This window comes from Desulfogranum aggregans (genome assembly GCF_055398265.1).
Genome location: NZ_AP042447.1, coordinates 3,172,999 through 3,197,606, shown reverse-complemented (window position 1 = coordinate 3,197,606; position 24,608 = coordinate 3,172,999). Strand labels below are relative to the sequence as shown.

Here is a 24,608-nt window from a genome sequence, read left to right as displayed (position 1 = left end):
CTACAGTTAGGTAACCGTTCATACCGCTACGGCCGGGGAAAGCCCTCCGCGCGCTGGTGACCTGTGTTTCCTGCCGGCGTGGCAGTGACCGGCAGGTGATCGTAGATTGGAGACCAACTGATCGCAATTGTTCATATTCAAGCATACCAGTCTACCATAGTAACGCCCTGTGGCAAATGAAATTGTATATTGGTTACCACGGGTTGATTCTTTATGCTGCCGCCTGTTCTCTGGCGAGCAGAGTAACCTGTTGAAGAGTTGTATATGGAACCGCAGTTTTTGCGCATTCGTGGTGCGCGAATGCACAACCTGAAAAATATATCCGTTGATTTACCCAGAAATGAGCTGATAGTCTTTACCGGACTTTCCGGTTCGGGAAAGTCGACCCTTGCATTTGACACCCTCTATGCCGAAGGGCAGCGTCGATATGTGGAGTCCCTTTCCACCTATGCCCGGCAGTTTCTCGGTCAAATGGATAAACCCGATGTGGACCTGTTGGAAGGATTGTCACCGGCAGTGTCTATTGAGCAGAAGACCACCAGTAAAAACCCCCGCTCCACCGTTGGCACCGTCACCGAAATTTACGACCATCTGCGCCTTCTGTATGCCCGAGCAGGCCAGGCCCACTGTCCCCAGTGCGGGGATCCGATTCGTTCCCAGTCCATCGAGGATATGGTGGAAAATCTTCTGCATAGGGATGAGGGCGAAAAAGTGGTGCTGCTGGCACCGATGGTCATCCAGAAGAAAGGACGTCATGAACAGGTCTTTCTCCGGCTGCGCAAGGAGGGATATGTCAGGGTCCGGGTGGATGGAGAGATCCGGCCACTGAGCGAAGAGATTGTACTGGACAAAAACCGTCATCATTATATCGAGGCGGTGATTGACAGGTTGGTGCTGAAACCCACCATCCGTCGGCGTGTGGATGAATCAGTCAGCACAGCGGTGCAGTTGGGCGAGGGGACCATGGTCGCTCTTTTTCCTGACACCGGCGAGGAGGTTTTGTTCAGCGAGGCAGCCGCCTGCCACCGATGTGGTATTTCCGTTCCCGAATTGTCCACCCAGCTCTTTTCCTTCAACAATCCCCAGGGTGCCTGTCCCGAGTGCAGCGGGTTGGGGGTCAACCAGTTTATCGATGAGCAACTGGTGATTCCGGATCCGCAACTCAGTTTGAGCGAAGGCGCCATTGCTCCATGGCGGCGGCGAAAACTTTCCACCTATGCCGTACAGTGGATTGATGCGTTTACCCGCCACTATGGTTTTGATCCGGACACCCCATTTGGTAAGTTGCCGCTAAAGGTCAGAAAGGCAATCCTGTATGGAAGCGGACGAGAAAAGCTCGAGTTTCATCATCAGCGAGGCCGGCGAGCACTGGTCTCTCAGGTTGCCTTTGAAGGGATCATTCCCAGGCTGAACCGGCTGTTTCGGGACACGACCTCTACCCGGGTTCGGGAAGAAATCGGTAAATTTATGAATGAACAGGCCTGTCCGGCCTGCAAAGGGTTGCGATTAAAACCCGAGGCACTGGCGGTCAAGGTGGGGCGGTGGTCAATCATGGACCTGACCGGTTTTTCCATTGAACAATTGATTCGCAGGCTCGAGACCTTGGAGTTTTCTCAACGGCAGGCAGTGATCGCCAAACCCGTCCTCAAAGAGGTCAATGAGCGGCTCTCCTTTCTTCTCGGTGTCGGGCTCGGCTATCTCTCTCTGGACAGAAAGGCGGGGACCCTTTCCGGAGGAGAGGCGCAGCGCATCCGCCTGGCCTCCCAGATCGGATCGGGGCTTGCGGGAGTGCTGTACATCCTGGATGAGCCAAGTATCGGGCTGCACCAACGGGACAACAACAAGTTGATCAAGACGCTGCTGAACCTGCGTAATCTCGGCAATACCGTGATCGTGGTGGAACATGATACCGATACCATTGCCTCTGCCGATTTTGTGCTGGATATAGGCCCGGGAGCCGGTGTCCATGGTGGCGAAATTATTTACTCCGGTAAGGTTGCCGGACTTCTTGGCTGCGAGGAATCCTTAACCGGCGGCTACCTTTCAGGCAGGCTGGAAATTCCTGTTCCCGCCAAGCGGCGCAAACTTCGTCGCGGCAAAAAACATCAACTTCGCATCAACGGAGCCTCTGTCAATAACCTTCAAAACCTGAGCACTGCCATTCCCCTCGGTGTGATGACCTGCGTGACCGGTGTTTCCGGCTCCGGGAAAAGTTCCCTGGTTATTGAAACCCTGTATAAGGAAGCTCAGGGAGCAATCCTTGATAAGGGTGGCCTGTCATCCAAGAACGCCATCCTGGGAGGGCTTGAGAATATTGACAAGGTTATCGATATAGATCAGAGCCCCATCGGCAGGACCCCCCGTTCCAATCCGGCCACCTATACCGGGATTTTCACTCCGATCAGGGAATTACTGGCTCGACTGCCCGAATCTCGTTCCCGAGGATACAAGCCGGGGCGTTTTAGCTTCAACCTCAAAGGAGGGCGGTGCGAAACCTGTGAAGGCGACGGGGTGATACGGATTGCAATGCATTTTTTACCAGATATCTACGTGACCTGCGAACGGTGTCATGGCAAACGGTACAATCAGGAGACCCTGGATATTCGCTACCGGGGAAAGAATATAGCGGATATTCTCGATATGACGGTGGAAGAAAGTCTTGAATTTTTTCAGAATATTCCTCCAATCCAGAAAAGACTGCAGACCGTTTATGATGTCGGTTTAGGGTATATCAAACTGGGGCAATCATCGGTCACACTTTCCGGTGGTGAAGCGCAGCGAGTAAAGCTGGCCAAAGAACTGAGCCGGCGATCCACAGGCCGCACCCTCTACATCCTCGATGAACCCACCACCGGGCTTCATCCTGCCGATATTCAGCATCTGTTGCGTGTTCTCGGACGGCTGGTTGATGGCGGCAACAGCGTGGTGGTTATAGAGCACAATCTGGATGTGATCAAAACCGCTGACTATATCATTGATATCGGCCCGGAAGGTGGGGATGGCGGCGGGACCATTGTCGCCAGCGGCACCCCGGAAGAGGTAGCCGGAGTGCCACATTCCTATACCGGAAAATTTCTTCGCCAAACCCTCGGCCTGGATTGATTTCAATTTGCCCAAGACGCTTTCCCTGTTAAGGTGGCGATACTTTTTTTGACACGTGTGTATAAGGCTTGTCTACTCAAGAGGGAAACAGAGCAGCGCGCCGGAAGCTGTGTGCCCACCGGAGAGGACAGCCACTATCCAGTAAACTTACCCATGAAGGAACTATTATGACCGAAGAGACCAACAACCAGCAGGAAGCGCCGATTTTTCGGATGCAGAAGATGTACATCAAGGATCTTTCTTTTGAGAGCCCCAATGCGCCACAAATCTTCCTGGAAAAAAACCAGGAACCTAAGGTTGATTTTAATCTGCAGATCAAAAATCAAAAAATTGATGGCGACCACTACGAGATTTCCTTGAATGTCACTGCCAAGGTGCTTGATAAAAAGGCCGATGACAAGGTGATGTTTATCGTGGAAATTGAGCACGCTGCGGTCTTTATGCTGAAGAATATTCCTGAGGAGCACCTGGCCAGGGTTATGGCGGTCGACTGCCCGCTGATGCTGTTTCCCTTTACCCGCCAGATTGTCAGCCAGGTCTCTGTGGATGGCGGTTTTATGCCATTTTTAATGGAACCGATTAACTTTGTGGCTCTCTATGACAATGCTCAGAAGCAAAAGCAGGATGCCTGATCCGGGAGCCAATACAACCACAGCAAAAGAAAAAGGGCTGTCCGTTGATACGGACAGCCCTTTTTGCTGATGGAAAGAAGTAGAGTGGCAGGAAGACTGGCTAGAGTGTTGCCGTAAAATCGTCAATAAGGGTGGTGACGGCCTTTTCTGTCGCCCCTTCAAATAGATCGTCGTACTGGTAATCGGCCAGGACAGATTCCGGAGAAACCTTGACGTCTACCCTGTTGGTCCACACTACATCGCCGTTATAGGCATCTTGAACCCAGATACGGAGTTGGACAACAGCCTGAGGGATCTTACCGGTCTTATGGGACATGTGGCCCAGCCCTGCACCGATAGCTCCCCAGAAGATGGTGTTACCCATCTGACTGCCGGATACGCCGAAAATGGTCTGATCAGCATCGCCTGTATACGGCCAATGCACTTTGTCGCCGATCAATGCACCATAGCTCGCGCCGGCTGCCATATTGCCCCAGTTATCATATTTATCCGACTCTGCCTGTCCAAAGGCGATCTTGTTGGTCACCCCGGTAACAAAACCGATCACGCCTTTTTTCCATGGCGCCCAAGAGGGGTCCTGACGATCCTTGTACTGGATGATCCGGCCGCGAACGATATAGTCTGCGGAGAAATGACGTCCTATCTTGACCACTTCCTGAGCGGTTAACCCGTGGGTGCCAGGGCTCTCTAGAACAGGCTGATTGTTGCTCCGAGTTTTGGTCAGGTCAATGTAGCGTTGGAGATGGTTTTTCATCTCCGCTGACCATTCATCCTGCATTTCCTCTTCCAGCATGCCGGTTTTCTTTTGCTCATAGGCAACCACATTGATGATATTGTGGTCGACCAGGTAAAGAAAGACGTCTTCCTGCACCGGAAGATGGAAACTGTTGCTCACCAGCCTGTCGGTCAGGTTTTCGGTGACATACAGGTTGCGTTGGTATGCGGAGTCCAGATTATCGGCGTAAGAATAATCCGCAAATGGAAGGATAACGACGGTTTTATCGGCGCCTTTATCACTTTTGGCAGCCGGCTGCACCTTTAACGATTCTTTGACGGTTGTTCCGCAGCCTCCGAGAAGCAGCGCAAGTAAACCAATCAGCAGATAGCGACTGTACTTCATTCCATTTCTCCTGTTTTTCTGTCTATGGTTATCCATGGCGTCCTGGTTCATATGATTCTGGGGGTCAGCAGAATGACCAACTCCCGCTTTTCACGAATTTTTTCTTCAGCACCGAAAAGGTACTTTACCAATGGAATTTCACCGACCACCGGGGCGAATTTGCCCTCAGTGGATTCAATTTCGTCGATGAGTCCTCCAATAACGAGCATTTCTCCGTTATCCACTTCCACCATGGTTGACATTTGCCGCACTCCTACCCGCGGAAGGCCCACTTCCAGGCCGTCACCAAAGGTCCGGTATTCGATGGGATCATCAACCAGGTTGGTGGTGACCGGGGTAAGATGAAGTACGACCCTGTCGTCATTGACAATGGAGGCTACAACGCCGAGCGCCACACCTTCGACAACGTTGTCAACTTCGGCGGTGTAGGTAACCGTCGTCAGGGTACTGCCGCTTCCGGAGTCTACGTTTCTGGAGACGGTTTTGATATAGGCGATATCCTGCCCGACACTGATCAATGCCGGTTGACCGTTGAGCACGGTGAGCTTCGGGTTGGAAAGTACATTGGCATCGCCCTGCTCATTGAGTGCATTGAGCATGACGGAGAAGTTAGCCGGGTTGAGGGTGATTTTGCTGACAAAGGTGGTAATGGAGTCCGCATCGCCCTCAGCAGGGATCCACGGGTACACCTGCCCGTCTCCACCTGTGCCGGCTGTACCGAAGAAGGTGGTGCCGGTGATGTCGAAATCCTTTAGCACCAGGCTCCAGTCGAGACCGATTTTGGAATTGTCCTGGAGATAGACTTCAATAATTTTCGCTTCGATGACCACCTGACGATACACCTCTTCCCTCAAGGTGGTCAGGTAGAGCTCAACCTTGTCCAGCAACGGCCTTGGAGCGGTCACGGTAATCAGGCCCACAGACTGGTCAATGGTGTAGTAGGAGCCGCCGGTGGCCATACGACGGGTGGCCTGCTGGCTTTCGGCTGGGGCAGGACCAGCGCCTTCCTCATTCTCTGTTTCCGGCTCGTCTGCTTCCATGGTGACCGTGGTCCACTGCTGCATGATCAGGTCGAGATTGGATCGAATATTGGACCAGACATCAAAGGCGTTTTCATCACTGGTGATTTTAATGGTTCCTTCCGTACCCGTGGCGGCCTCCCGATCGGTGAGGTAGTTCCCGCCGGTGGTCGTGGTGTAATTACCTTTCATGCTCGGGATGGCGATAAAGAATTTTTTGGTTTCCCGATATTTGACGACAATGGTATTGCCTTCCACTTCCTGAAAGTAATCAACCTGACGAAGCAGGTTGTCAATTGCGGTAAAATAGTCGTCATCTGCGGCAATGTTCACGTCTACCTTGACGGCCTGGTCGACATCACTTGCCCAGCTGACACTCATGCCCTTGAGCGCAGCAAGCCGATTAAGAATATCCCACAGGGGTTGCGGGCCGGCGGTGGAGCGTATGGTTGCGCCCACTTTCAGCTGGTATTCACCAGCCTGATCATCAAGATCGTCATCAGCCTGTTGCTCGGTCGTTACATACCCTGGAGTCTGAAATCTCACCGGCAGTTGTTCCGGCGGAGCTGATGTAGGAGCGGCCGTTTCCACTGCGGTGGGAAGCACCTCTTCTACGGGCGCCTGAGCTGTGTTGTCCTTGTTGGCACAGGCTGACAGGGTGAGGAGCAGTAGCGAAAGAGCCAGTGGCAATGAACAGTGTTTTAACTTCATATGGTTTTCCTCAGATTCTGTATGGAGCGCAATTACATTGTCTGTTTGAGGGCTACACGGCCCTTGATATACTTTGCAAGATCAGGCGGGATGCGAAATCCGGCATAGAGGATGGCCTGATATTTTTCCGTTGCTGTCGCATGGTTGCCCATCTTGTCATTAATACGAGCGACCGCGACCATGGAATTGAGGTTGTGGCCATAGAGCGCATCATGTCTGTCGAGCAGTTTCAGTGCTCCGGCATATTCCTCCTGTCCTTCGCTAAACACCGCGTAGCTGAGCAACGCCTCCGCACTCGGCTTGTCCGCGCTGATGCTCTGGTCAAAAAACTCGAGTGCCTGCCCGGGTTCCTGCATGTTGGCCAGGGCAATGGCGGCATTCAGTGCGGCTGATGCATTCTCCGGATTAACGGCCAATGACTTCTTCGCGTAGAAAACCGTTTTGGCATTCTGGCGCAGATGGACAAGATAGACAGAGGCTATACGGTTGGCCAGCTTGTCGTTTTCTGGCCATTTCACAAAGGCTTGCTCATACAGGCTGATGGCCAGTTCATGATTTTCTCGTTTTTCCGCCTCCCTCGCCTTGCTGATAAGCTGCTTGGCTTCAATAACTTCCCTGGGCACGCTTTGCTGCTGCTTGATAATGAGTGCTTCCTGTTCTGCAACTTCCACATCTGCTTCAAAAGAGATGTTGTTTTCCGCCTGCTTGGCCCAGTTAAAGGACTTAGCTTTGGGCAGAATAACCAGGGTGTTGAACCGTTCTTCCTTGGTCAGTCCTTTGAGGTTGAGAATAATATCCAAGGCAAAGTCCCACGGCACATTGTCCAGAGCCAGGGTCAGTGAACCGGAAACACCCTCGTCCACCACGATGTTGATTCCGCTGACTTCCCTGAACAGACGGAAAACGTTGTGCAGGTCGATTTTGTAAAAGTCAACCGTGATACGTTCCTTGTTGTAGCCGGAGAAATTAAAGGCATCCTGGATCTGCTTTTCCGTTGCCTGAGGGGAGAGTCTGGCCTCAAGGGGGTCAACCTCAGGGAGCTGGCTTTCTATGGTTGTTTTTTCCTGGATCAGTGCTGTGATCTGGTCGGCTTCCTGAGGTTCATCGATGGTTACAACCAGTCCGTTGTCTATTGATTGCACCGTAAAGGGGAAAAGCTCCTGTTCAGCGGCATCAAAAACAAACCGCAGCCCTGAGCCTCGGTTGGCGACCCGGATTCTGGAAAGGGTGGTACCGACATTCTGTTCCTGGAGGAGTGTGCTGCCCTGGACATTGTTGATGTCTATGTACAGGCGGGGCGGTGTGGTTCCCTCTCCGTCCAGCACATCGTAGGCATATTCTTTGATTTGTGCGTTGGCCAGGAGTTGCACCTTGGTTTGGTTCGGGGTCGTGCTGACCTTAATGTCCGTAATCTCAAGTCCCTGGGTTATCGCCGTTCCGGCCTCACCTTTGACAATGGTCAGGACCACGTCGTTTCCTTCCTGGACCGTTTCAAACGGCATGGATTGAGGCAGGGTGAAGGCAAAGCGATACAGCTGAGGAGTCATTTCAGCGAGCTCGGTAGTGGTAAGCTCTATTCCAGCGGCAGCAGCCAGTTGTGGGGTAAATCCTTCGCTCGGCTTTGCTTCGGCCATGTCCAGAACGATTCTCGCAGGATTGAAGAGTTCATAGACCGTATAGGTGGGAGACGCTGAACTGCTAATCCTGATCTCGATGGCCGTACCAGTATCAACCGCTGTCAATGCATCAATGGTGTTGGCATTTTCTTCGTTGTCCGCAGCAAAGGCAGCCCCCATGCCAAGCAGACAAACACTAGCAATGCAGAGGAGGGCCAGCTTCGCGCCAGCGTGTGTTCGCGCGATCAGGCACTTGGGTGGGGAAGAAAAGTGAAACATGTCTAATTGTCTCCCTCTTTTTTTAGTTTCATCGTAACCGTACTTTTAATCTCTTTACCCGCCCTGGTTTTGGCGGTTTCCGTTATTCGAACCACTGAAGGCAATATATCGCTGACCACGCCGCGACGTCCAATGAGTATACCTTTGCGGAGGATGTAACCTTTTCCGGTCACATCTTCTACCATGGCCATTGGTCCGCTTTCGGCATTGAGAACTGCTACCAGGGTGAGCTGTCCCGGTTCAAACAGTTGCATACCGGAGAGCATCTTGTCTTCATCGATGATCTCGTCCGGATCAAGGGATGTGGTCGGAGCCGTAGCAGCCCTTGGCGTAATAAATGGAATGAAAGGGTCCGATCGGCCTTCCAACTCATAAGCATACTCGGTGGTGTTGGGCGCTGATTCTTCTATCCCGAGCGGTACTGCGGGCTGGACCACGTCAGTGGCGGCAACGCAGGGAGTACCACAGAGAAGAAGGCTGAGAGCAGCCGTAGCCAGTGTTGCGGTAGGGTGTTTTTTATGCGGCATAGTATAAGTCCTGATAGGGCCTTATGTTATCGTTTCTTCTTTTTCTTTCCCTTCTCCTGCGAAGGAAGCTTGGTGTTGGTAAAACGGTAGGTGATGAGTTTGCAGGTCGAATTCAAGAGCATTTCCGTCCCTTCTTTTTTCGGCGAGCCCATCTTGATATTGTTGACGGTAACCAGTCGTTCCAGCTTGCTGACCTGATCAAGAAAAAATCCCATGTTGTGGTAGGGACCTTTTGTCGAGATATTGATGGGAATCTCCGCATAAAAATCCCGCGGTGTCTCAGCTCCCGGCTTGAAGGAGAGAAAATCAAGCCCTGCATTTTTCCCGCGGTCGGAGATGCTGCGGAGCAGGTCAGGAATTTCCTGGGTTTTCGGGAGAATGACAGCGGTTTCTTCAAAGCGCTTCTGCGTTTCCTCAAGCTCTTGTTGATACTTCGGCAGATCGCGTGCGGCCTTTCGTGCTTTTTTCAGGTCTTTCTGTGCTGCGACTATCCGCTTATCAAGCCCTGCAATCTGCTCGCTATTGGGCTGGAAAAGAAAGAAATAACATGCTGCGGCGGGCAGCAGCAGGACCACCACCGCAATGGCAATTTTTGCCTTGAAGTCGAGAGGAATATACTTGTCGTCAACAAAGGTATCAAACTTGTTGGTAATGTCGCCAGCAGCCATATTCAGTGCCTGTGATCAATTCTTTTTTGGTGGTTGTTCAGCTTCCGGAACGGCAATAGCACAGGTGAGGGAGAATGCCTTCAGGTTCCTTCCCGCATACCCTTTGAGCGAGGAGCTCGCAAGGCGCACGTCCTTGATATACTGGGACGTTTTCAAGTCATCCATGTATTTGGCAATGGTTCGATTATCCAGAGCCATGCCGGAGATTTTCAGGGTTCCACCGCTCTGGTTCAGTGTTGTCAGCCATATCCGTTTGCTCGGAGTGATTTTGGCGACTTCATCAAGGGCATGAACCGTCAGTGACGAGGAGGCCTTGAGTTTATTGATAACAGCAATACGGTTTTCCAGAACCTGCTTGTCTTTTTCCAGCTGTTTTATCTGGTTGATGATTTTGGTATATCGCTGTTTTTCTTTCTTCAAGTCCTGCAGGGTTGCATTTCTCGCGGTGATGGTATTTGCCTGCAGAAGGGCATATATGCCAAGCAGAGCGAGCAGCACGGCAAAAGCCCCGACCAGCGCAAAGATTTGGTTTTTCGCCTTGTTTCTGCGCCTGATTTCTCGAACAGGTAAGAGATTTATATAGATCATAGCTGCTTAAAAGGCTGCCTCCCGAATAGCCAGGCCTGCGGCAATAGCCATTTCCGGGGCGATTGAGTCAAGATATTGACGATCAATTTTTTTCTCATCAATGATCATTTTCTGAAACGGGTTGAACAGAATCACATCCAATCCGGTTTCCTGTTGAATATAGTCCTGTAATCCTTTTACTTTCGCCCCGCCGCCGCTGAGCACAAGCAGTTTCAGCGGATTGTCCGGATTATTTGCCATATAGAGGTCAATGGCTTTTTTGATTTCCAGTATCCACTGGGTACAGGTCTGGGTAAAGATCTCTTCTACAGTGTCCCGATGCTCTCCTGCAGGAATTATACCGAGTTTTATTTTTTCTGCCTCTTCGCTTTCGATGTCCAGTGCGTTGGCCAATTGATCGGTAAGCTGGTCACTGCCCACCACCACATCGCGGGCGAGGACGCTCACTCCGTCGGCGATAACGTTGATATTCATCTTGGAAGCGCCAATATCGACCAGGGCGATGTTCTTTGTGTCTCCGGACATTTTTTCCCAGATGTTTTCCAGCGCGAATCCGTCAACATCTACCAGGACCGGTTTGAGCTTCTGCTCCCTGAGCATGAGCAGGTAATCGTCGATAACGTCTTTTTTGGCAGCGACCAGCATGATGTCACTTCTGTCATTTTCTTGACTGCTTGTGCTGAGTTTTTGGAAGTCAAGGTATACGTCACTGATATCAAATGGAATATACTGTTCCGCCTCAGCGGTGATATACTCGCTCAGTTCCTCATCGGTCATGTATTCGAGGTTGATCTTTTTTACAATGACAGAATAGCCGGATATAGATATGCCAACTTTAGTATTTTTGATCTTGAGGTTCTTGAACAGGGCGGATATGGCCTTGCCCACCTCGTCTGGTTCCTGGAGGACACCGTCCTCCACCACTCCTGGAGGAAGGGCAGTGCTGCCGACGGCAAGAAGTTTGTAGCCTTTGCCTGTGTGTTGCAGCTGACAGACTTTAACGGCGTGGGAGCCTATATCGACACCCGTTATTAGCTGGTCTTTCTTAGCCATGATTTTCTCTTGAGAAGGGTTGAGACATGAGCTTGAATTAACGGTAAAAGGCGATTTTTTTATTATCCCTTAATAATTAGCACACAAAGAAACTGCTTTGTCAAGCGCACCCCCTTGATTTTTATGTTTTTCTGTAAAAAAAAACAAGGAGATAGCCTATCAATACCCATTTTAACTGTGTAAATCCTCCGGTTAAGTAATTGAATTTATGTTGTTAGGGCGCGGCAGGCACAAGGCCTGGAAATCCTGCTTGTATTTTACCAGGGGTTGAGGTAGTTTTGCCGTGATTTTACCTCCACTTCTCTTACCTAAAGGCACCATTCGTGGCGAACACAAAAGACAAGAAAAAAAAATCAGGGTTGCGTGAAAACCTTGAAGCCATCATCATCGCCATAATTTTGGCACTTTTCATCCGCACATTTATTGTTCAGGCATTTAAGATACCATCCGGTTCAATGTTGCCCACTTTGCAAATTGGTGACCATATTCTGGTAAATAAATTTATCTATGGAGTGAAGGTGCCGTTCACCGGCAAGGTGCTTGTACCTGTCAAAGAGCCAGAAACTAATGATATTATTGTTTTTAAGTACCCTAAGGATCCTAAGCTTGACTATATAAAAAGGGTCATAGGGGTAGCAGGAGATACTGTTGCCATACGCAATAAAAAAGTATTCATTAACGGCAAGCCGTTTGTGGACGAGCATGGGGTGTTTCGTGATGTCAATGTTTTGTCAGCGGATAAAGGGCCGCGCGACAATTTCGGGCCGGTAACCGTTCCTCCCGGCAAGTTACTGGTAATGGGCGATAACCGGGACAATTCCTATGATGGGCGTTTCTGGGGATTCGTCGACCTGGAAGCGGTGCGCGGAAAGGCTTTTCTCATATACTGGTCCTGGGACGTGCAGAAACCTTTGCTTTCCTTTGACCGGCTCGCTTCTATCCGCTGGGGCAGGTTTGGGGATATCATCCACTGAATGCAGGAGATCGGCATGGGTACCGGATACTTTTTCCCGCATCGTCACATTCTCGGTATAGACGAACTCTCAAGGGAAGACATCGAACACATTCTCACTACGGCAGAGTCGTTTAAGGAAATTTCGGCCCGACCCATTAAAAAGGTCCCGACCCTTAGAGGGCATACGGTCATCAACCTTTTTCATGAGCCCTCGACCCGAACCCGCCTTTCCTTTGAGATCGCTGCCAAGCGCATGAGTGCCGATACCTTCAATATTTCCCCCTCGACCAGCAGTACCACCAAAGGAGAAACACTGATCGATACCGCACGCAATATCTCAGCCATGCATCCGGATATCATTATCATACGGCACTCCTTCTCCGGTGCGCCTCACATGCTGGCGCGTTATGTGGATGCAGCGGTCATCAACGCTGGCGACGGAGCGCATGAACATCCCTCGCAGGGGTTGCTGGATATGATGACGGTCAAGGAACATAAACACCGCCTCAATGACCTGAAAATTGCAATCATTGGCGATATAGTGCATAGCCGGGTCGCCCACTCGGCCATTGAAGGGTTTACCACCATGGGGTCGGAAGTCCATGTCTATGGACCGGCTACCCTTATTCCCAAGGGACTGGAGCAACTGGGGGCCAGGGTCTGCTCGTCTTTGGAGGAGGTGGTAAGCGATGCAGATGTGGTAATGACGCTCAGGATTCAGAAAGAACGGCAGAATGATCCGCTGCTGCCTTCCTTCCGTGAGTATGCCCGCAAGTACGGAATTAACAGAGAGATAATGACCCTGGCTAAGCCTGACGCCCTGGTGATGCATCCCGGGCCGGTCAACAGGGGGGTGGAATTGATGCCTGAGGTGGCGGATTCCTCCCAATCGGTCATATTAAACCAGGTTACCAACGGGGTAGCTGTTCGCATGGCCATGCTGTATTTGGTCATGGGCAACGGTTGACCGGTAGCTTTCCAGGGCAGGATACAAAAACATGCCAATATGAAGGGCTGATGGATAGATCATGGAGAATAGAAAACGGTCGGATAATTGATCCGGTCAATGGTTTTGATCACCAGGGAACGCTGCTGATCAAAGAGGGGCTGATATGTCCACCGACAGAGTCCATGAATGACGAAACAACAGTCATTGATGCCGACGGGTGTCTGGTCGTCCCCGGATTGATTGACATGCACACCCATCTTCGCGAGCCGGGACAAGAGTACAAGGAAGATATTCGTTCGGGAACACTGGCAGCTGCAAGCGGCGGGTTCACTGCGGTTGCCTGCATGCCCAACACCCAGCCGGTGAACGATAATCCGGCAGTTTGTGCCATGATTGCGGCTAAGGCCAGGGGAGCTGCAGCCCGCGTCTATCCGGTGGGGACCATCAGTAAAGGCAGCGCCGGCATGGAACTGGCAGAGTTTGGTGATCTGCGCGATGCCGGCGCAGTGGCGGTCACAGACGACGGCTTGCCGGTGCGGGACAGCCAGCTCATGCGACGTGCCTTGGAATATGCCAGTGATTTTGACCTGGCAGTGATTGCCCATTGTGAGGACCCAGCACTGAGCACCGGCGTGATGAATGAAGGAGAGGTGTCCACCAGGCTGGGACTGAAGGGGATTCCGGTGGCCGCTGAGGCGGTGATGGTGTATCGGGACATCGCCCTGGCGGAATTTACCGGTAGGCGGGTACACATTGCCCACGTGAGTACGGCGATGTCTGTCGAGTTGATCCGCGCAGCCAAGGCGCGCGGGGTACGGGTGACCGCTGAGACGGCCCCGCACTATTTTACCTTAACCGACGAGGCTGTGACCGGGTATGACACCAACGCTAAAATGAACCCGCCTCTACGCAGTGAGGCCGATCGCGATGCCGTTATCTGCGGCTTGCAGGATGGAACCCTCGACGCCATTGCCACCGATCATGCCCCTCACTCCATCCTGGAGAAGGAGACAGAGTTTGATGCAGCTGCGTTCGGGATCATTGGGTTGGAAACCGCGCTGCCGCTTACCCTGGATTTGGTTCGTCGGGGGATGTTCGGCGTGGATCGGCTGGTTGAGCTTATGGCCGTCAGCCCGGCGCGTATTCTCGGGGTGGAGGGCGGGAGCCTCTCTCCGGGCAAGGTCGCTGATATTACCATCATTGATCCGAACCTTACCTTTACCTACACCAGAGAACAGGTGGTTTCAAAAAGCAAGAATTCCCCCTTTATCGACCGGGTCATGCAGGGACGTGCCATGTTGACTATGGTGGCCGGTGAAGTGCAATATTCCCGGTTTCCGGCACTTTAAGCGTCTACGCATCGTTGGCCTTACCTTTTTCCCTCGGTGCTTTCAGCCGGTTATGGCGCACCAAGAGAGGGGAGAACGACCGGTACCTCGCGCCGGATAGTGATCTCCGTTGGTGTAATCTCTGCCTGGTAGGCTACTACCTCCACCCCAGCCCCAGCCGCTGTGCATAATGTGGCGGCATACACCGGATCGATGTCTGTTGCCGGGCTGAAACGATCTGCATCGCTCCGCTGAATACAGAACAGCACCGCAGCGGCAAAACCTTTGTCCCGCAATTCCATCAGCTCTTGCAGATGCTTGGTCCCGCGGGCGGTTACCGCGTCAGGAAACAGAGCCGTACCATCTTCCGCCAGCGAACAGTTCTTCACCTCCAGGTATGTCTCCCGCTGTACCGATGTCAGCAGAAAATCCAGACGGCTTCGCTGCGAGACCTTTTTTTCCGGCATTATCGCGGTCAGTTGACCAAAGTTGGCGATGGTGCCATTGAGCAGGGCCTCGTGCACCAGCTTATTGGTCATCGACGTATTGACCCCGATCCATATGCCGTTTTGCTGCACCATTTCCAGGGTCCATGGGTATTTTCTTTTCGGGTTGTCGGAGCGTGAAATAACCACCGGGCTCCCTGGTGCCGAACAGCCGAGCATGGCGCCGCTATTGGGACAGTGAACGGTGATGACGTTCTCGTCCGGCAGGCGTATGTCGGCAAGAAATCGTTTATAGCGTTTGATGAGGGTCCCGTTGGACCGAATCGGAGGTAGCTGCATTGTCTGCACAGAGTGGCTGATAATAACAAGGGATGTGAGGCCTGGAAACTATGCCTACAGTGCATTGGCATGCAGTGCAACCCTATTCGTTGCCCACCAGGGAGAATTTCGCAGGGAGGAAGGCATGATATTGAAAGCCTGGGTTTTTTTCTCAGGTTCTCTCTTTCAGAGAGTTGTTTTTTCGACTATACTCCTTCCGGCAACGGAACTAGATCATTTCACCAGGCGTGGGGTAACGCCTGGTCAGCAACCTAAAGTAATTGTAAAAGGAGAGCACACCCATGAAGCTTGGACTCAATGGCCTGGGCAGAATCGGAAAGTTATCACTCTGGCATCATGTTTCACGCCAGCATTTTTCTGAAGTTGTTGTCAATCTCGGACGAAACGTTGGTTCTGGGCTGGAAGATATTGCTGCATCCATTGAGAAAGATTCCAGCTATGGTCGGTTGAGTATGTACCTGCACGGTCACAGAGGCGGGCGGGTGATTGAGAACCTCAACGACGCTACGGGAACCATGACCATTAATGGGGTGCCGGTCACCATCCTGCGGGAAGCAAGAAATCCCAAAGATATTGACTGGAAAGCCAATGACGTCCGACTGGTAGTGGATACTACCGGTGTGTTCAAGGACCCGACCGCCGATCCTAATGAAGGCAGGGGGGCTCTTCGCGGGCATCTGCAGGCCGGTGCAGAAAAGGTACTGTTGTCGGCACCGTTTAAAATCCAGGCAAAGGGCCTGGAAATGCCTGAGGATGCCATCACCACCGTCATGGGGATCAATGACGATGAGTATGATCCGGGCAAGCATGCCGTTGTCTCAGCCGCTTCCTGTACCACCACCTGTCTCTCCTACATGATGAAACCGTTGCTCGATCATTTCGGTGCAGAGCGAATTTTGTCGGCCTCTATGGTGACCGTCCATGCCGCTACCGGCAGCCAGCAGGTCCTGGACCGGATGCCTGCTGCCGGAGCATCGGACCTTCGGAAAAACAGGTCCATCTTCAACAATATCATTTTGACCACCACGGGCGCCGCCAAGGCACTTGGCCTGGTCATCCCGGAGATGAAGAATATCGGATTTATTGCTGAATCGGTCAGGATACCTACCTCCACCGGCTCTCTCATCGTGTTGGTGCTCAATTTTCAGGACGAACTGGAAGGGCCGATCAAGAGGGGGCTGATCAATGACGTGTACCGGGAATATGCCGAAAACACCCCTTACCTGGTTCACTCGGTCGAGCAGAACGTCTCGTCTGACATCGTGGGTATTCCACAGGCGGCGGCCGTCATCGAATCCACCGAGATCCATACCCGCACCGCTTCCATCAATGTCAATCTCCAGCATGTGAAAGGGCTTACTTTCAAGCAGGGGGAAGTTCCGCCGGTACTGCAGGTGCCGGTGACCCAGGCGGTTATCTATGGCTGGTATGACAATGAGCTGGGCAGCTACACCAACATGCTGGGCGACCTGACCGTTTCGGTGGCGGAAAAAATGGTGTGAACATACGCCTGATTGGTGAGTCTGATCTGGTCGCTGTACAGGCGATCGAAGACCAGGTGCTGCACACCCCATGGAATGCAAATCAGATTGCTGGAGAACTCCAGTGCAGCGCCAGCATAGGGGTAGTTGCTGCTGAGGAAGAAGACGTTTACGGGTATGCCTTTTTTCGGATGATGCCCCCGGAGGCGGAATTGCTGCGCATCGGTGTGGCAGTTGGGCGTCAGCGAGAAGGGCGTGGCAGCGCATTGCTGGCAGAGGGTCTTCGACTGCTTGTCGCCAGAGGCATTACCCGCTGTTTTTTGGAGGTGAGAGCTTCCAATGATTCCGCACAACGGTTGTACAGACGGCAGGGGTTTGCAGTCAGCGGGTTACGACCCGGCTATTACAGGGACCCCGTGGAGGATGCGATCCTTATGCAGATTGATTTAACCGAAAGGCCGGGAGGAGACTGTGAAAACACTTCGGGAAATGGACGTTACCGATAAAAGGGTACTGGTAAGGGTTGATTTTAATGTGCCCATGGATGACGCAGGAAAAGTCAGCGACGACCTCCGCATTCAGATGGCATTGCCTACCATTGAATACCTGGTGGAGAAGGAGGCAAAAGTCATCCTGTGCAGTCACATGGGGCGGCCAGGAGGTCAACGGGTGGAACAGTACTCCTTGGCACCGATTGCCAGCTATCTGGAGAGCATCCTTGGCAAGCCGGTCCGTCTGGCCCCGGACTGCATTGGTGAGGAAGTTGAAACGCTCGTTGCGGCAATGCAATCCGGCGAGGTGGTTATGTTGGAAAACCTGCGATTCCATCCGCAGGAAACAGAAAATGAACCTGCTTTTTCTGAGAAACTGGCTCGATTAGCGGATGTCTATATCAATGATGCCTTTGCAGTCTCCCATCGGGCGCATGCTTCGGTGGTAGGCGTTGCCCGGTGTATGAGCGAAAAGGCACCAGGCCTGCTGCTGCAACGCGAGCTTGATTATTTTCACCGGTCGTGCGCTGCACCCCAGAGACCATTTGTTGCCATTGTCGGCGGCGCAAAAGTTTCGGGGAAGCTCGAAGCCCTGGAAAATATGTTGGAGCGGGTGGATCAGCTCATTCTTGGCGGAGCCATGGCCAATACCTTTCTTAAAAGTCTTGGCTATGGAGTGGGCGTTTCAAAAGTCGAGGATGATCTACTGGAAACCGCTCGTGCCCTGCTGGAAACGGCACGGGACAAGGGGGTCAAGGTGTACCTGCCGGTGGATGTGGTCGCTGCCGATGCTTTCGCCCCGGATGCCGTAAGCAAGCAGGTGACCATTCAGGATATTCCCGGGGATTGGATGGCGCTTGACATCGGTCCGGCCTCGGTTCTCTGTTTTAAGGAAGTGCTCGCCGATGCCAAAACCATTGTCTGGAACGGTCCCATGGGTGCCTTTGAGATGGATGCCTTTTCCAGGGGCACCATGGCTATTGCCCATGCTGTCGCCATGTCTCATGCCCTGAGTGTTACCGGCGGGGGAGATTCCAATGCAGCAATTAAACAATCCGGTGAAGCTGCCAACATCTCCTACATGTCTACCGGCGGCGGAGCCTTTCTCATGCTGATGGAGGGCAAAAAGCTTCCAGGAGTTGTGGCTTTGGAGAGTTGAGGAAAAGAATGTTATCCCCGTGTAATCTTTACGTGCAAAGGAGCAGAGTATGGTGAGAAAGCCCTTGATCGCTGGCAATTGGAAGATGCATCTGTCTGTAGAGGAGGCGGCCGGGCTCGCGGCCAGGCTGGCAGAAGTCGCAGCTGGTTGCGAGGATAGGGAGGTGATGATTGCTCCACCATTTACTGCTCTTGCAGCGGTGGTCAAGGCGGTTGCTGCAACACCGCTGAAGGTTGCTGCCCAGAACGTGGCCTGGGAGAAGGAGGGGGCCTTTACCGGCGAGATATCACCGCCTATGCTGCAGGATGTGGGTGCGACCATGGCCATAATCGGTCACTCTGAACGAAGGCAGATCTTTCATGAAACAAACGATATGATCAACCTGCGGGTTAAAGGAGCCCTTGCCTACGGACTCACCCCGGTCCTCTGTATAGGGGAGACCCTGGAAGAGCGGGAGCAGGAGAGCACCTTTGCGGTACTCGAATCTCAAATCGTCAAAGGGTTGGAAGAGTGTACGCCGGCAATGGTAAGCGAGATTGTACTCGCCTATGAGCCGGTCTGGGCAATCGGTACCGGCAAAACGGCCTCCAAAGAGCAGGCGCAGGAGGTCCATGCCTTTGTACGCCAGCTGCTGCAGGAAAAATATGAAAAAGATGTTGCCCAGGGGGTAAGGATATTGTATGGTGGCTCGGTTAAGCCAAATAACATTGATGCCCTTATGGCGCAGCCTGATATAGATGGTGCGCTGGTGGGCGGAGCAGCATTGCAATTCGAGTCCTTTGCTCGGATTATTAATTTTATATGACAACGATACTCATCATCATCCATGTAGTTGTATGCTTTTTTCTCATCGGTATTGTGCTGTTGCAGCACGGTAAAGGTGCAGATATAGGTGCAACGTTCGGCGGCTCAAACCAATCCCTCTTTGGTACTGAAGGGCCTATCCCGTTGTTGAATAAAATTACAACGCTTTCAGCCATTATTTTTATGGCAACATCGGTTTCTTTGGCGTATGTTTCCGTCAATAAAAGTACCAGCTCGGTAATGAAAGATGTAGCCGCTCCCGCTCCTGTAGAGGAAACAGTGGTACCGCTCTCCACTGAGCAGGTGACTGTTCCCATGCCCGAGGAAGGTGCCGGGGAACAAACTGCTCCAACTGAAATGCCAGCTAATCAGGAGCAGACAGAACAGCAATAAAAACAGCAATAAAATAACGTGCCGAAGTGGTGGAATTGGTAGACACGCTATCTTGAGGGGGTAGTGGCCCACGGTCGTGCGAGTTCGACTCTCGCCTTCGGCACCATTCAATAAAAACAGCTACTTACGTAATGTAGGTAGCTGTTTTCTTTTTAGTACACTATCCATTTGCATACGATTTGGCTACGATTTTAGGATAGTGGGGCTCTTATCTTCCTAATTATCAGCTCAATTTTTGGCTAGACTGAGCCTCTTCCTTCCTTTTCTCAGCGTGGTATCCGTCAGTCAGATCTTTTGACTCTTCAATGTACTCTGTAGCTTCTTCATAAAGATCAGTTAAAATATCCCCAACCTCATTTCTTAAATCTTTGATTTCAGCGTCTGTCGTGGATTTAAGTTTTTGGCTTTTTTCTATCTCAAAAATTCTTGTTTTGTCTGAGACATAAGACTCACTAAAGTCTCTAACAGCAATTTTGACTTCGATTTTTAAGTCTTTCTCCGCAGGAGCTTTCCCTTGGAATTTTTTTCTTTTTGTGAATAATGACATTGTTTTTGAAAATAAAAGCTGCAATTGGTACTTGTAACCTATTCAGTAATCAAGTCAACTTGCAGCTTTTATTTGAATAGGTTAATTATATTAATAAGATAGCATGGCCACTATGTGGTGTCAATGTGGATAACTTTAGGAGATAAGATGCCAGAGGATAACCAAGGTAGTTTAAAGAAAATTGGGTTATGGGCAGGAATCGCAACAATTGTTGCAGGGATAGTAGTCCTCGCTCAATTCCTTTATTCCTTATATCAGAATAGAGTTATTTTAAACGTCAGCTTTCAGCCAAATAAAATAGTGTATTATTGCGATAATGCCCAAAGCGATAGCAATTGTATGGCTGAGCCAGCCATAAAATATATAAACAGCATAATTGCAGAGCTAGTTAGTAAATTTCCTCAAAGTGAGTTGTTGAGTTATGAGGTGAACAACGAAAAGGTCAGTGAAGCAAAAAAGAATTTTGAGAATAGTTTTAGGAAATTCAAAATTAGAGTCCCATTAACTATTTTAATTTCAAATAATGGAAACAGAGACACCACAATAACAGGAGCAGTTATCAATATATCTGGTTACAAAGACAAATCATATAAAATCAGCTTCGATAAATTATTGCGGAAAGTCGAAGCTAACTCGACAGAAAAAATAGAGTTATTTGGGATTACTTTTGGAGAAGATAAGCCAATCCCTGGTGAGCTAATTGCAGATTCAATATTCAAGGAAGTGGTTACCCTTGGTGGGAAGATTTTCGAGGGTGAGTCTATAGACAAATATGACCATGCTTTTTTAAGCATGGTGAGAAATCTTGCCATTACGAAATATAACGATAACGTTGTAAGTGGGGATATTATACTCAAATTATTTATCGAAGATCAATTTGGAAACAGACAAATTGAAGAACTCAATATTAGCTCTTTACCGAACAATTTATATTGATTGCTCACTTGGTTCTCGCTACGATTTGGCTACGATCCATTGTCTATATATGGCGATATTGGGTAAAATTGGGGAATACTGTCTAAGGTGTTTTCTTTAGTGAAAATAAATAGTTATGTAATTTTAGGTAGTTAGCGAAATATGCGTGCGCACCTTGAGGGGGTAGTGGCCCACGGTCGTGCGAGTTCGACAGGAGTTTAACATTTAACGACCTTTTTCGAAGAAAATTCATATAATATCAGCATGTTGCATCGCTCTTTCACGTAAGACCCCGCCTTTTTCAAATCTCCCCAATTAAAAAATCATGAAAAAACAGAAAGTTCGCCTTTTTTGTCTTGAACTTGTAAGACCTAATTGGTACAATGCCAACATGGCACATTTACACAAGAAAACGAAAAATGGCAGACCCTATTACTACGTCCGAGAAATGGCAAGGGTCGACGGGAAACCCAAGGTCATCAATCAAGTGTACCTGGGGTCTCCAGAGCGTATACTGGAAATGGCGCAGGGAAAAGCAGGCATTCCGAGCAGGCTCCAGGTCCAAGAGTATGGGGCTCTGTGGCTTGCAAATTTGGTAGAAAAACAGATCGACTTAGCTGGGCTGGTCGATGCAGTCGTTCCCCAGAAGAGAGAAAACGGCAAACCGACCGTTGGCGAATATTTTGTGTATGCAGTCTATAATCGCATGATCGCTGCCTGCTCCAAAAGAGCGCTGCCTGAGTGGTACAAGCAAACTGCTGTTCAGCACATTCGGCCAGTACAGACCGATCAGCTCAACTCGCAGATGTTCTGGCGCAAATGGGAGAAAGTTGAAGAAGGACACCTGCAGGCCATGGCTCAAGAGTTTTTTAACCGCGTCAACCAGCTGGAGCCTCCCGGATCAGACTGCTTTCTTTTCGATACGACCAACTTCTACACTTTTATGGCCAGTGATACGGATTCGGAGTTGGCGCAGCGAGGAAAGAGTAAGGAGGGGCGTAACTGGTTGCGCCAAGTCGGCCTGGCACTCCTCGTCAGCCGCGATAAACGCCTCCCGTTTTTTTACAAAGAGTACGAAGGGAACAGGCATGATTCAAAGGTCTTTCTCCAGATGGTGGATGATGTCTTTGAAGCCATGGAAGAAGGGGCTCAACAACAAGCTGAGTTGACGATTGTTTTTGATAAAGGAATCAATAGCGAAGAAAATATATCTGCCATTGACGCGAGAGAGCATGTTCATTTCATAACGACCTACTCGACGTATTTCAGCAAAGAGCTGATTCACGTACCGTTGAAACAATTTGAACCTGTTGACACACGTAAAAACAAAGAACTGGCAAGAAAAGGACGAAAAGACGACCTGCTGCTGGCATGGCGGACCAAGGGCAGCTATTGGGGACAGGATCGCACAGTGGTCGTCACCTACAATCCACTGACGGCAACAAAACAGCGGTATGGTTTTGAAAAGAAACTGATCCAGCTGCAGGATTTTCTGTTTGCTGTTCAGCGCAAGGTGAACAGTCAGGCGCCGCAATGGCGAAAGGCCTCATGCATACAGAAACGATACACCGATAAATGCCTCGAGCTCCACCTGCCACCAGACCTGTACAAGGTGGAAATATCTGATATCAATGGTTGCCTGGAGTTAAACTTCAGGAAGAATCACTACAAAATAAGCCGATATATCGACAAGTTCGGCAAAAATATTCTCATCACGGATCTTGGCGAGTGGCCCACAGAAGAGATTGTTCAAGCCAGCCTTGACCGATGGGCAGTGGAAGATGGTTTTCGCCTGACAAAAGATGAAGAGCAGGTATGCCTGCGACCAATACGCCATTGGACGGACAGCAAAATCAGATGCCACATCTTTACGTGCGTGGTGGCGCTCACATTACTTCGTCTCATTGAATTACAATTACGGAGAGCTGATCTTGATATCACCGCAAAAAAGGCAATGCAGAGCATGCGCAACCTGCACTCGTGCCTTCTGTGGATGCCCAAAAAACGAAAAGCGGTGAGAATGCTGGAGGAGCCGGATGATTTACAGGCGCATATCGCCAAAGCATTTGGATGGCAGATAAAAGATGGGGTCTTACAGGAGCTGTAGCTCTATATACTCGTACTTGTATACTTTTAGCTGGTTAAGTGAAGCGGTAGCGGTAAACTCCTGTTCGACTCTCGCCTTCGGCACCATTCACATAAAAGCCTTGTAATCTTTAATGATTACAAGGCTTTTTCTTTTTGTATATGCCGCAATATACGTTTTCCGCTCTGCTCTTGCACAATCTGTAGGGCTGTCTCTAAGTCGAAACTTCCGTTTCATCCATCCACTTAAAAGGTTCCTGCTCTGGTTTCAATCGAGTTGTGTCCGTGTTACCTCCCCCTGTTGCGTTCAAGAGGTGAAAGCAGCGAATCAGCCGCTTTGCAAATGCATTTCAAACTTCACGACGAGCGAGCGTTATTCAGCAGCTAACTGTTTGCAGTAGAGAAAAAGAACATCTCTGAAATTGCAACCGGTTGATGCTGCGCAAGAAGAGGGCGCCTTAAACTTCAATCTCTTTTTTTCAGATCCATAAATTAAAAAAACAGATCACAGAATTAATACTCCCCTTTCATATTTACACAATGTACCGATCCTTCCGTTGCGTCAAAACGAGCACTCGTTGTAACCGCTGTTGCCGAAGCAAATATTTGGAAAAGTGCTTTGGGTAGAGTTCTAGTTAATTTCAGAAAGTGGTGTAAATATTGCATAAATAAGGGGGCAGCAAGGAGCGTAAAGTCCAGACAAGATGGGTAAATGAGGAGGTAGGCAATCTACAAAATGTCGCAGGATCAAAAAAATACATGTCTGACCTTCCTGTGCAATAGACCTTCTCGTGAGTGTGAGTCTCCATCTCGATTAATTTCAAAAGCGAAATTAAAAATCGATACGGTAATTGTAATTACACGGCCCTCTTTCATTATGGCTTTTTTACCCAACCTGATCATTATGCGCAGAAAATTATTCAAGCATACTAAATATACGCTTTGTGGACATTTTTTGCATGCCAGGTGTCTGTATTTAATTGCTATTGAATGAAATTTTTCGTTCATCAAGGTACCCAAAAGTACCTGTGTAAACATAACGTTGGTTTTGCTGCGTGAGAAGTAAGGAACAGTTGACGTCACTCACAATACGGTAAGGATGAACAGCAATTCGATTACCGTTATTCAACACAATCTACCATGTACCCAAAAAACACGATGGAAACAGTCATTCTTTACGTTTTTATTACTTTTGCCTACGCTACATTTCTTTTACAGACTGATTTGAGAAAAAAGGCAGCGATGCTATTGCAAAACCAGGGCATCGAGTCGGGTAAATTTGTTACCCTTGCCGTATTCCTGGTCAGCTTCCTTTGGCCATACTTACTTCTGAGAAGGGTATGGCGCAAATTGTTCCGGAAAAGCGAGGTGCTTGAAGCGTGATCATCTGTGAATGGACTC

At 50.2% G+C, this 24,608-nt stretch carries 21 protein-coding genes and 1 tRNA gene; 13 read left to right on the top strand and 9 right to left on the bottom strand.

Annotation, left to right across the window (positions count from 1 at the left end; genetic code table 11):
* Positions 1–264: 264 nt before the first annotated feature.
* Together uvrA and secB are read left to right on the top strand one after the other, a co-directional pair.
* Positions 265–3,102, top strand: a complete 2,838-nt coding sequence (gene uvrA, locus ACZ52Z_RS14060) for an excinuclease ABC subunit UvrA (protein ID WP_464267406.1) — start codon at positions 265–267, stop codon at positions 3,100–3,102.
* 167 nt (positions 3,103–3,269) lie between these two features.
* Positions 3,270–3,734, top strand: a complete 465-nt coding sequence (secB, locus tag ACZ52Z_RS14055; RefSeq protein WP_464267405.1) for a protein-export chaperone SecB — start codon at positions 3,270–3,272, stop codon at positions 3,732–3,734.
* Between the two features lie 100 nt (positions 3,735–3,834).
* Here the strand turns inward: secB and ACZ52Z_RS14050 are convergent, their stop codons facing one another.
* Genes ACZ52Z_RS14050 through pilM form a run of 7 tightly spaced genes read right to left on the bottom strand, consistent with a single transcriptional unit; the run spans position 3,835 to position 11,315 of the window.
* Entirely contained in the window at positions 3,835–4,854 is a 1,020-nt protein-coding gene (locus tag ACZ52Z_RS14050; protein ID WP_464267404.1) for a hypothetical protein, read from the bottom strand.
* 47 nt (positions 4,855–4,901) lie between these two features.
* Entirely contained in the window at positions 4,902–6,584 is a 1,683-nt protein-coding gene (gene mshL / locus ACZ52Z_RS14045) for a pilus (MSHA type) biogenesis protein MshL (protein ID WP_464267403.1), read from the bottom strand.
* 32 nt (positions 6,585–6,616) lie between these two features.
* Positions 6,617–8,479 (bottom strand): secretin and TonB N-terminal domain-containing protein, encoded by a 1,863-nt coding sequence (locus tag ACZ52Z_RS14040; RefSeq protein WP_464267402.1) that lies wholly within the window; start codon positions 8,477–8,479, stop codon positions 6,617–6,619.
* Positions 8,480–8,481: 2 nt separating this feature from the next.
* The gene (locus tag ACZ52Z_RS14035; RefSeq protein ID WP_464267401.1) at positions 8,482–9,006 is read right to left on the bottom strand and encodes a hypothetical protein; all 525 of its coding nucleotides are present in this window, start codon (positions 9,004–9,006) and stop codon (positions 8,482–8,484) included.
* Between the two features lie 26 nt (positions 9,007–9,032).
* Entirely contained in the window at positions 9,033–9,674 is a 642-nt protein-coding gene (locus tag ACZ52Z_RS14030) for a type IV pilus inner membrane component PilO (protein WP_464267400.1), read from the bottom strand.
* Positions 9,675–9,689: 15 nt separating this feature from the next.
* Entirely contained in the window at positions 9,690–10,262 is a 573-nt protein-coding gene (locus ACZ52Z_RS14025) for a PilN domain-containing protein (protein WP_464267399.1), read from the bottom strand.
* 6 nt (positions 10,263–10,268) lie between these two features.
* Entirely contained in the window at positions 10,269–11,315 is a 1,047-nt protein-coding gene (gene pilM, locus ACZ52Z_RS14020; protein ID WP_464267398.1) for a type IV pilus biogenesis protein PilM, read from the bottom strand.
* A 323-nt stretch (positions 11,316–11,638) separates the two neighbouring features.
* On the opposite strand from pilM, the gene lepB reads away from it, so the two are divergent.
* The 3 genes from lepB to ACZ52Z_RS14005 are packed head-to-tail and all read left to right on the top strand — an operon-like array spanning position 11,639 to position 14,568.
* Positions 11,639–12,289, top strand: a complete 651-nt coding sequence (lepB, locus tag ACZ52Z_RS14015) for a signal peptidase I (protein ID WP_464267397.1) — start codon at positions 11,639–11,641, stop codon at positions 12,287–12,289.
* A gap of 15 nt (positions 12,290–12,304) precedes the next feature.
* On the top strand, positions 12,305–13,237 hold the full coding sequence (locus ACZ52Z_RS14010) for an aspartate carbamoyltransferase catalytic subunit (RefSeq protein ID WP_464267396.1): 933 nt from the start codon (positions 12,305–12,307) through the stop codon (positions 13,235–13,237).
* A 50-nt stretch (positions 13,238–13,287) separates the two neighbouring features.
* Positions 13,288–14,568 carry a dihydroorotase gene (locus tag ACZ52Z_RS14005; RefSeq protein ID WP_464267395.1) on the top strand — a complete coding sequence of 427 codons (1,281 nt, stop codon included), beginning with the start codon at positions 13,288–13,290 and terminating at the stop codon, positions 14,566–14,568.
* Between the two features lie 50 nt (positions 14,569–14,618).
* Here ACZ52Z_RS14005 and sfsA read toward each other — a convergent pair whose 3' ends face one another.
* Complete coding sequence (sfsA, locus tag ACZ52Z_RS14000; RefSeq protein ID WP_464267394.1) at positions 14,619–15,332, bottom strand: DNA/RNA nuclease SfsA; 714 nt, start codon at positions 15,330–15,332, stop codon at positions 14,619–14,621.
* Positions 15,333–15,613: 281 nt separating this feature from the next.
* Between sfsA and ACZ52Z_RS13995 the strand changes: the two genes are divergently transcribed.
* The 6 genes from ACZ52Z_RS13995 to ACZ52Z_RS13970 all read left to right on the top strand — a co-directional run bounded on the left by ACZ52Z_RS13995 (position 15,614) and on the right by ACZ52Z_RS13970 (position 19,766).
* The gene (locus ACZ52Z_RS13995) at positions 15,614–16,834 is read left to right on the top strand and encodes a type I glyceraldehyde-3-phosphate dehydrogenase (RefSeq protein ID WP_464267393.1); all 1,221 of its coding nucleotides are present in this window, start codon (positions 15,614–15,616) and stop codon (positions 16,832–16,834) included.
* Positions 16,831–17,319, top strand: a complete 489-nt coding sequence (gene rimI, locus ACZ52Z_RS13990) for a ribosomal protein S18-alanine N-acetyltransferase (protein WP_464267392.1) — start codon at positions 16,831–16,833, stop codon at positions 17,317–17,319. The genes ACZ52Z_RS13995 and rimI overlap by 4 nt, the downstream gene beginning before the upstream one ends.
* Complete coding sequence (locus tag ACZ52Z_RS13985) at positions 17,285–18,463, top strand: phosphoglycerate kinase (protein ID WP_464267391.1); 1,179 nt, start codon at positions 17,285–17,287, stop codon at positions 18,461–18,463. Before rimI ends, ACZ52Z_RS13985 begins: the two co-directional genes overlap by 35 nt.
* A gap of 49 nt (positions 18,464–18,512) precedes the next feature.
* Entirely contained in the window at positions 18,513–19,268 is a 756-nt protein-coding gene (tpiA, locus tag ACZ52Z_RS13980) for a triose-phosphate isomerase (RefSeq protein ID WP_464267390.1), read from the top strand.
* Complete coding sequence (gene secG / locus ACZ52Z_RS13975; RefSeq protein ID WP_464267389.1) at positions 19,265–19,660, top strand: preprotein translocase subunit SecG; 396 nt, start codon at positions 19,265–19,267, stop codon at positions 19,658–19,660. The genes tpiA and secG overlap by 4 nt, the downstream gene beginning before the upstream one ends.
* Before the next feature lie 20 nt (positions 19,661–19,680).
* Positions 19,681–19,766, top strand: a tRNA-Leu gene (locus ACZ52Z_RS13970).
* A 117-nt stretch (positions 19,767–19,883) separates the two neighbouring features.
* Here ACZ52Z_RS13970 and ACZ52Z_RS13965 read toward each other — a convergent pair.
* Positions 19,884–20,231, bottom strand: coding sequence for a hypothetical protein (locus tag ACZ52Z_RS13965; RefSeq protein WP_464267388.1), 348 nt, complete (start codon positions 20,229–20,231; stop codon positions 19,884–19,886).
* Between the two features lie 123 nt (positions 20,232–20,354).
* On the opposite strand from ACZ52Z_RS13965, the gene ACZ52Z_RS13960 reads away from it, so the two are divergent.
* Both ACZ52Z_RS13960 and ACZ52Z_RS13955 read left to right on the top strand, forming a co-directional pair.
* Entirely contained in the window at positions 20,355–21,143 is a 789-nt protein-coding gene (locus ACZ52Z_RS13960; RefSeq protein WP_464267387.1) for a hypothetical protein, read from the top strand.
* 370 nt (positions 21,144–21,513) lie between these two features.
* Positions 21,514–23,229 (top strand): IS1634 family transposase, encoded by a 1,716-nt coding sequence (locus tag ACZ52Z_RS13955; protein ID WP_464267386.1) that lies wholly within the window; start codon positions 21,514–21,516, stop codon positions 23,227–23,229.
* Positions 23,230–24,608: the final 1,379 nt, after the last annotated feature.

Excerpts from the sequence above, each read along its gene's own strand:
- secG (WP_464267389.1), top strand. The coding sequence starts at position 19,265 with ATGACAACGATACTCATCATCATCCATGTAGTTGTATGCTTTTTTCTC.
- secB (WP_464267405.1), top strand. The coding sequence starts at position 3,270 with ATGACCGAAGAGACCAACAACCAGCAGGAAGCGCCGATTTTTCGGATG.
- ACZ52Z_RS14040 (WP_464267402.1), bottom strand. The coding sequence starts at position 8,479 with ATGTTTCACTTTTCTTCCCCACCCAAGTGCCTGATCGCGCGAACACAC.
- ACZ52Z_RS14050 (WP_464267404.1), bottom strand. The coding sequence starts at position 4,854 with ATGAAGTACAGTCGCTATCTGCTGATTGGTTTACTTGCGCTGCTTCTC.
- ACZ52Z_RS13995 (WP_464267393.1), top strand. The coding sequence starts at position 15,614 with ATGAAGCTTGGACTCAATGGCCTGGGCAGAATCGGAAAGTTATCACTC.
- ACZ52Z_RS14010 (WP_464267396.1), top strand. The coding sequence starts at position 12,305 with ATGGGTACCGGATACTTTTTCCCGCATCGTCACATTCTCGGTATAGAC.
- ACZ52Z_RS13955 (WP_464267386.1), top strand. The coding sequence starts at position 21,514 with ATGGCACATTTACACAAGAAAACGAAAAATGGCAGACCCTATTACTAC.
- sfsA (WP_464267394.1), bottom strand. The coding sequence starts at position 15,332 with ATGCAGCTACCTCCGATTCGGTCCAACGGGACCCTCATCAAACGCTAT.
- ACZ52Z_RS14030 (WP_464267400.1), bottom strand. The coding sequence starts at position 9,674 with ATGGCTGCTGGCGACATTACCAACAAGTTTGATACCTTTGTTGACGAC.
- pilM (WP_464267398.1), bottom strand. The coding sequence starts at position 11,315 with ATGGCTAAGAAAGACCAGCTAATAACGGGTGTCGATATAGGCTCCCAC.
- ACZ52Z_RS14025 (WP_464267399.1), bottom strand. The coding sequence starts at position 10,262 with ATGATCTATATAAATCTCTTACCTGTTCGAGAAATCAGGCGCAGAAAC.
- ACZ52Z_RS14005 (WP_464267395.1), top strand. The coding sequence starts at position 13,288 with ATGGATAGATCATGGAGAATAGAAAACGGTCGGATAATTGATCCGGTC.
- ACZ52Z_RS13960 (WP_464267387.1), top strand. The coding sequence starts at position 20,355 with ATGCCAGAGGATAACCAAGGTAGTTTAAAGAAAATTGGGTTATGGGCA.
- uvrA (WP_464267406.1), top strand. The coding sequence starts at position 265 with ATGGAACCGCAGTTTTTGCGCATTCGTGGTGCGCGAATGCACAACCTG.
- ACZ52Z_RS14035 (WP_464267401.1), bottom strand. The coding sequence starts at position 9,006 with ATGCCGCATAAAAAACACCCTACCGCAACACTGGCTACGGCTGCTCTC.
- mshL (WP_464267403.1), bottom strand. The coding sequence starts at position 6,584 with ATGAAGTTAAAACACTGTTCATTGCCACTGGCTCTTTCGCTACTGCTC.
- tpiA (WP_464267390.1), top strand. The coding sequence starts at position 18,513 with ATGGTGAGAAAGCCCTTGATCGCTGGCAATTGGAAGATGCATCTGTCT.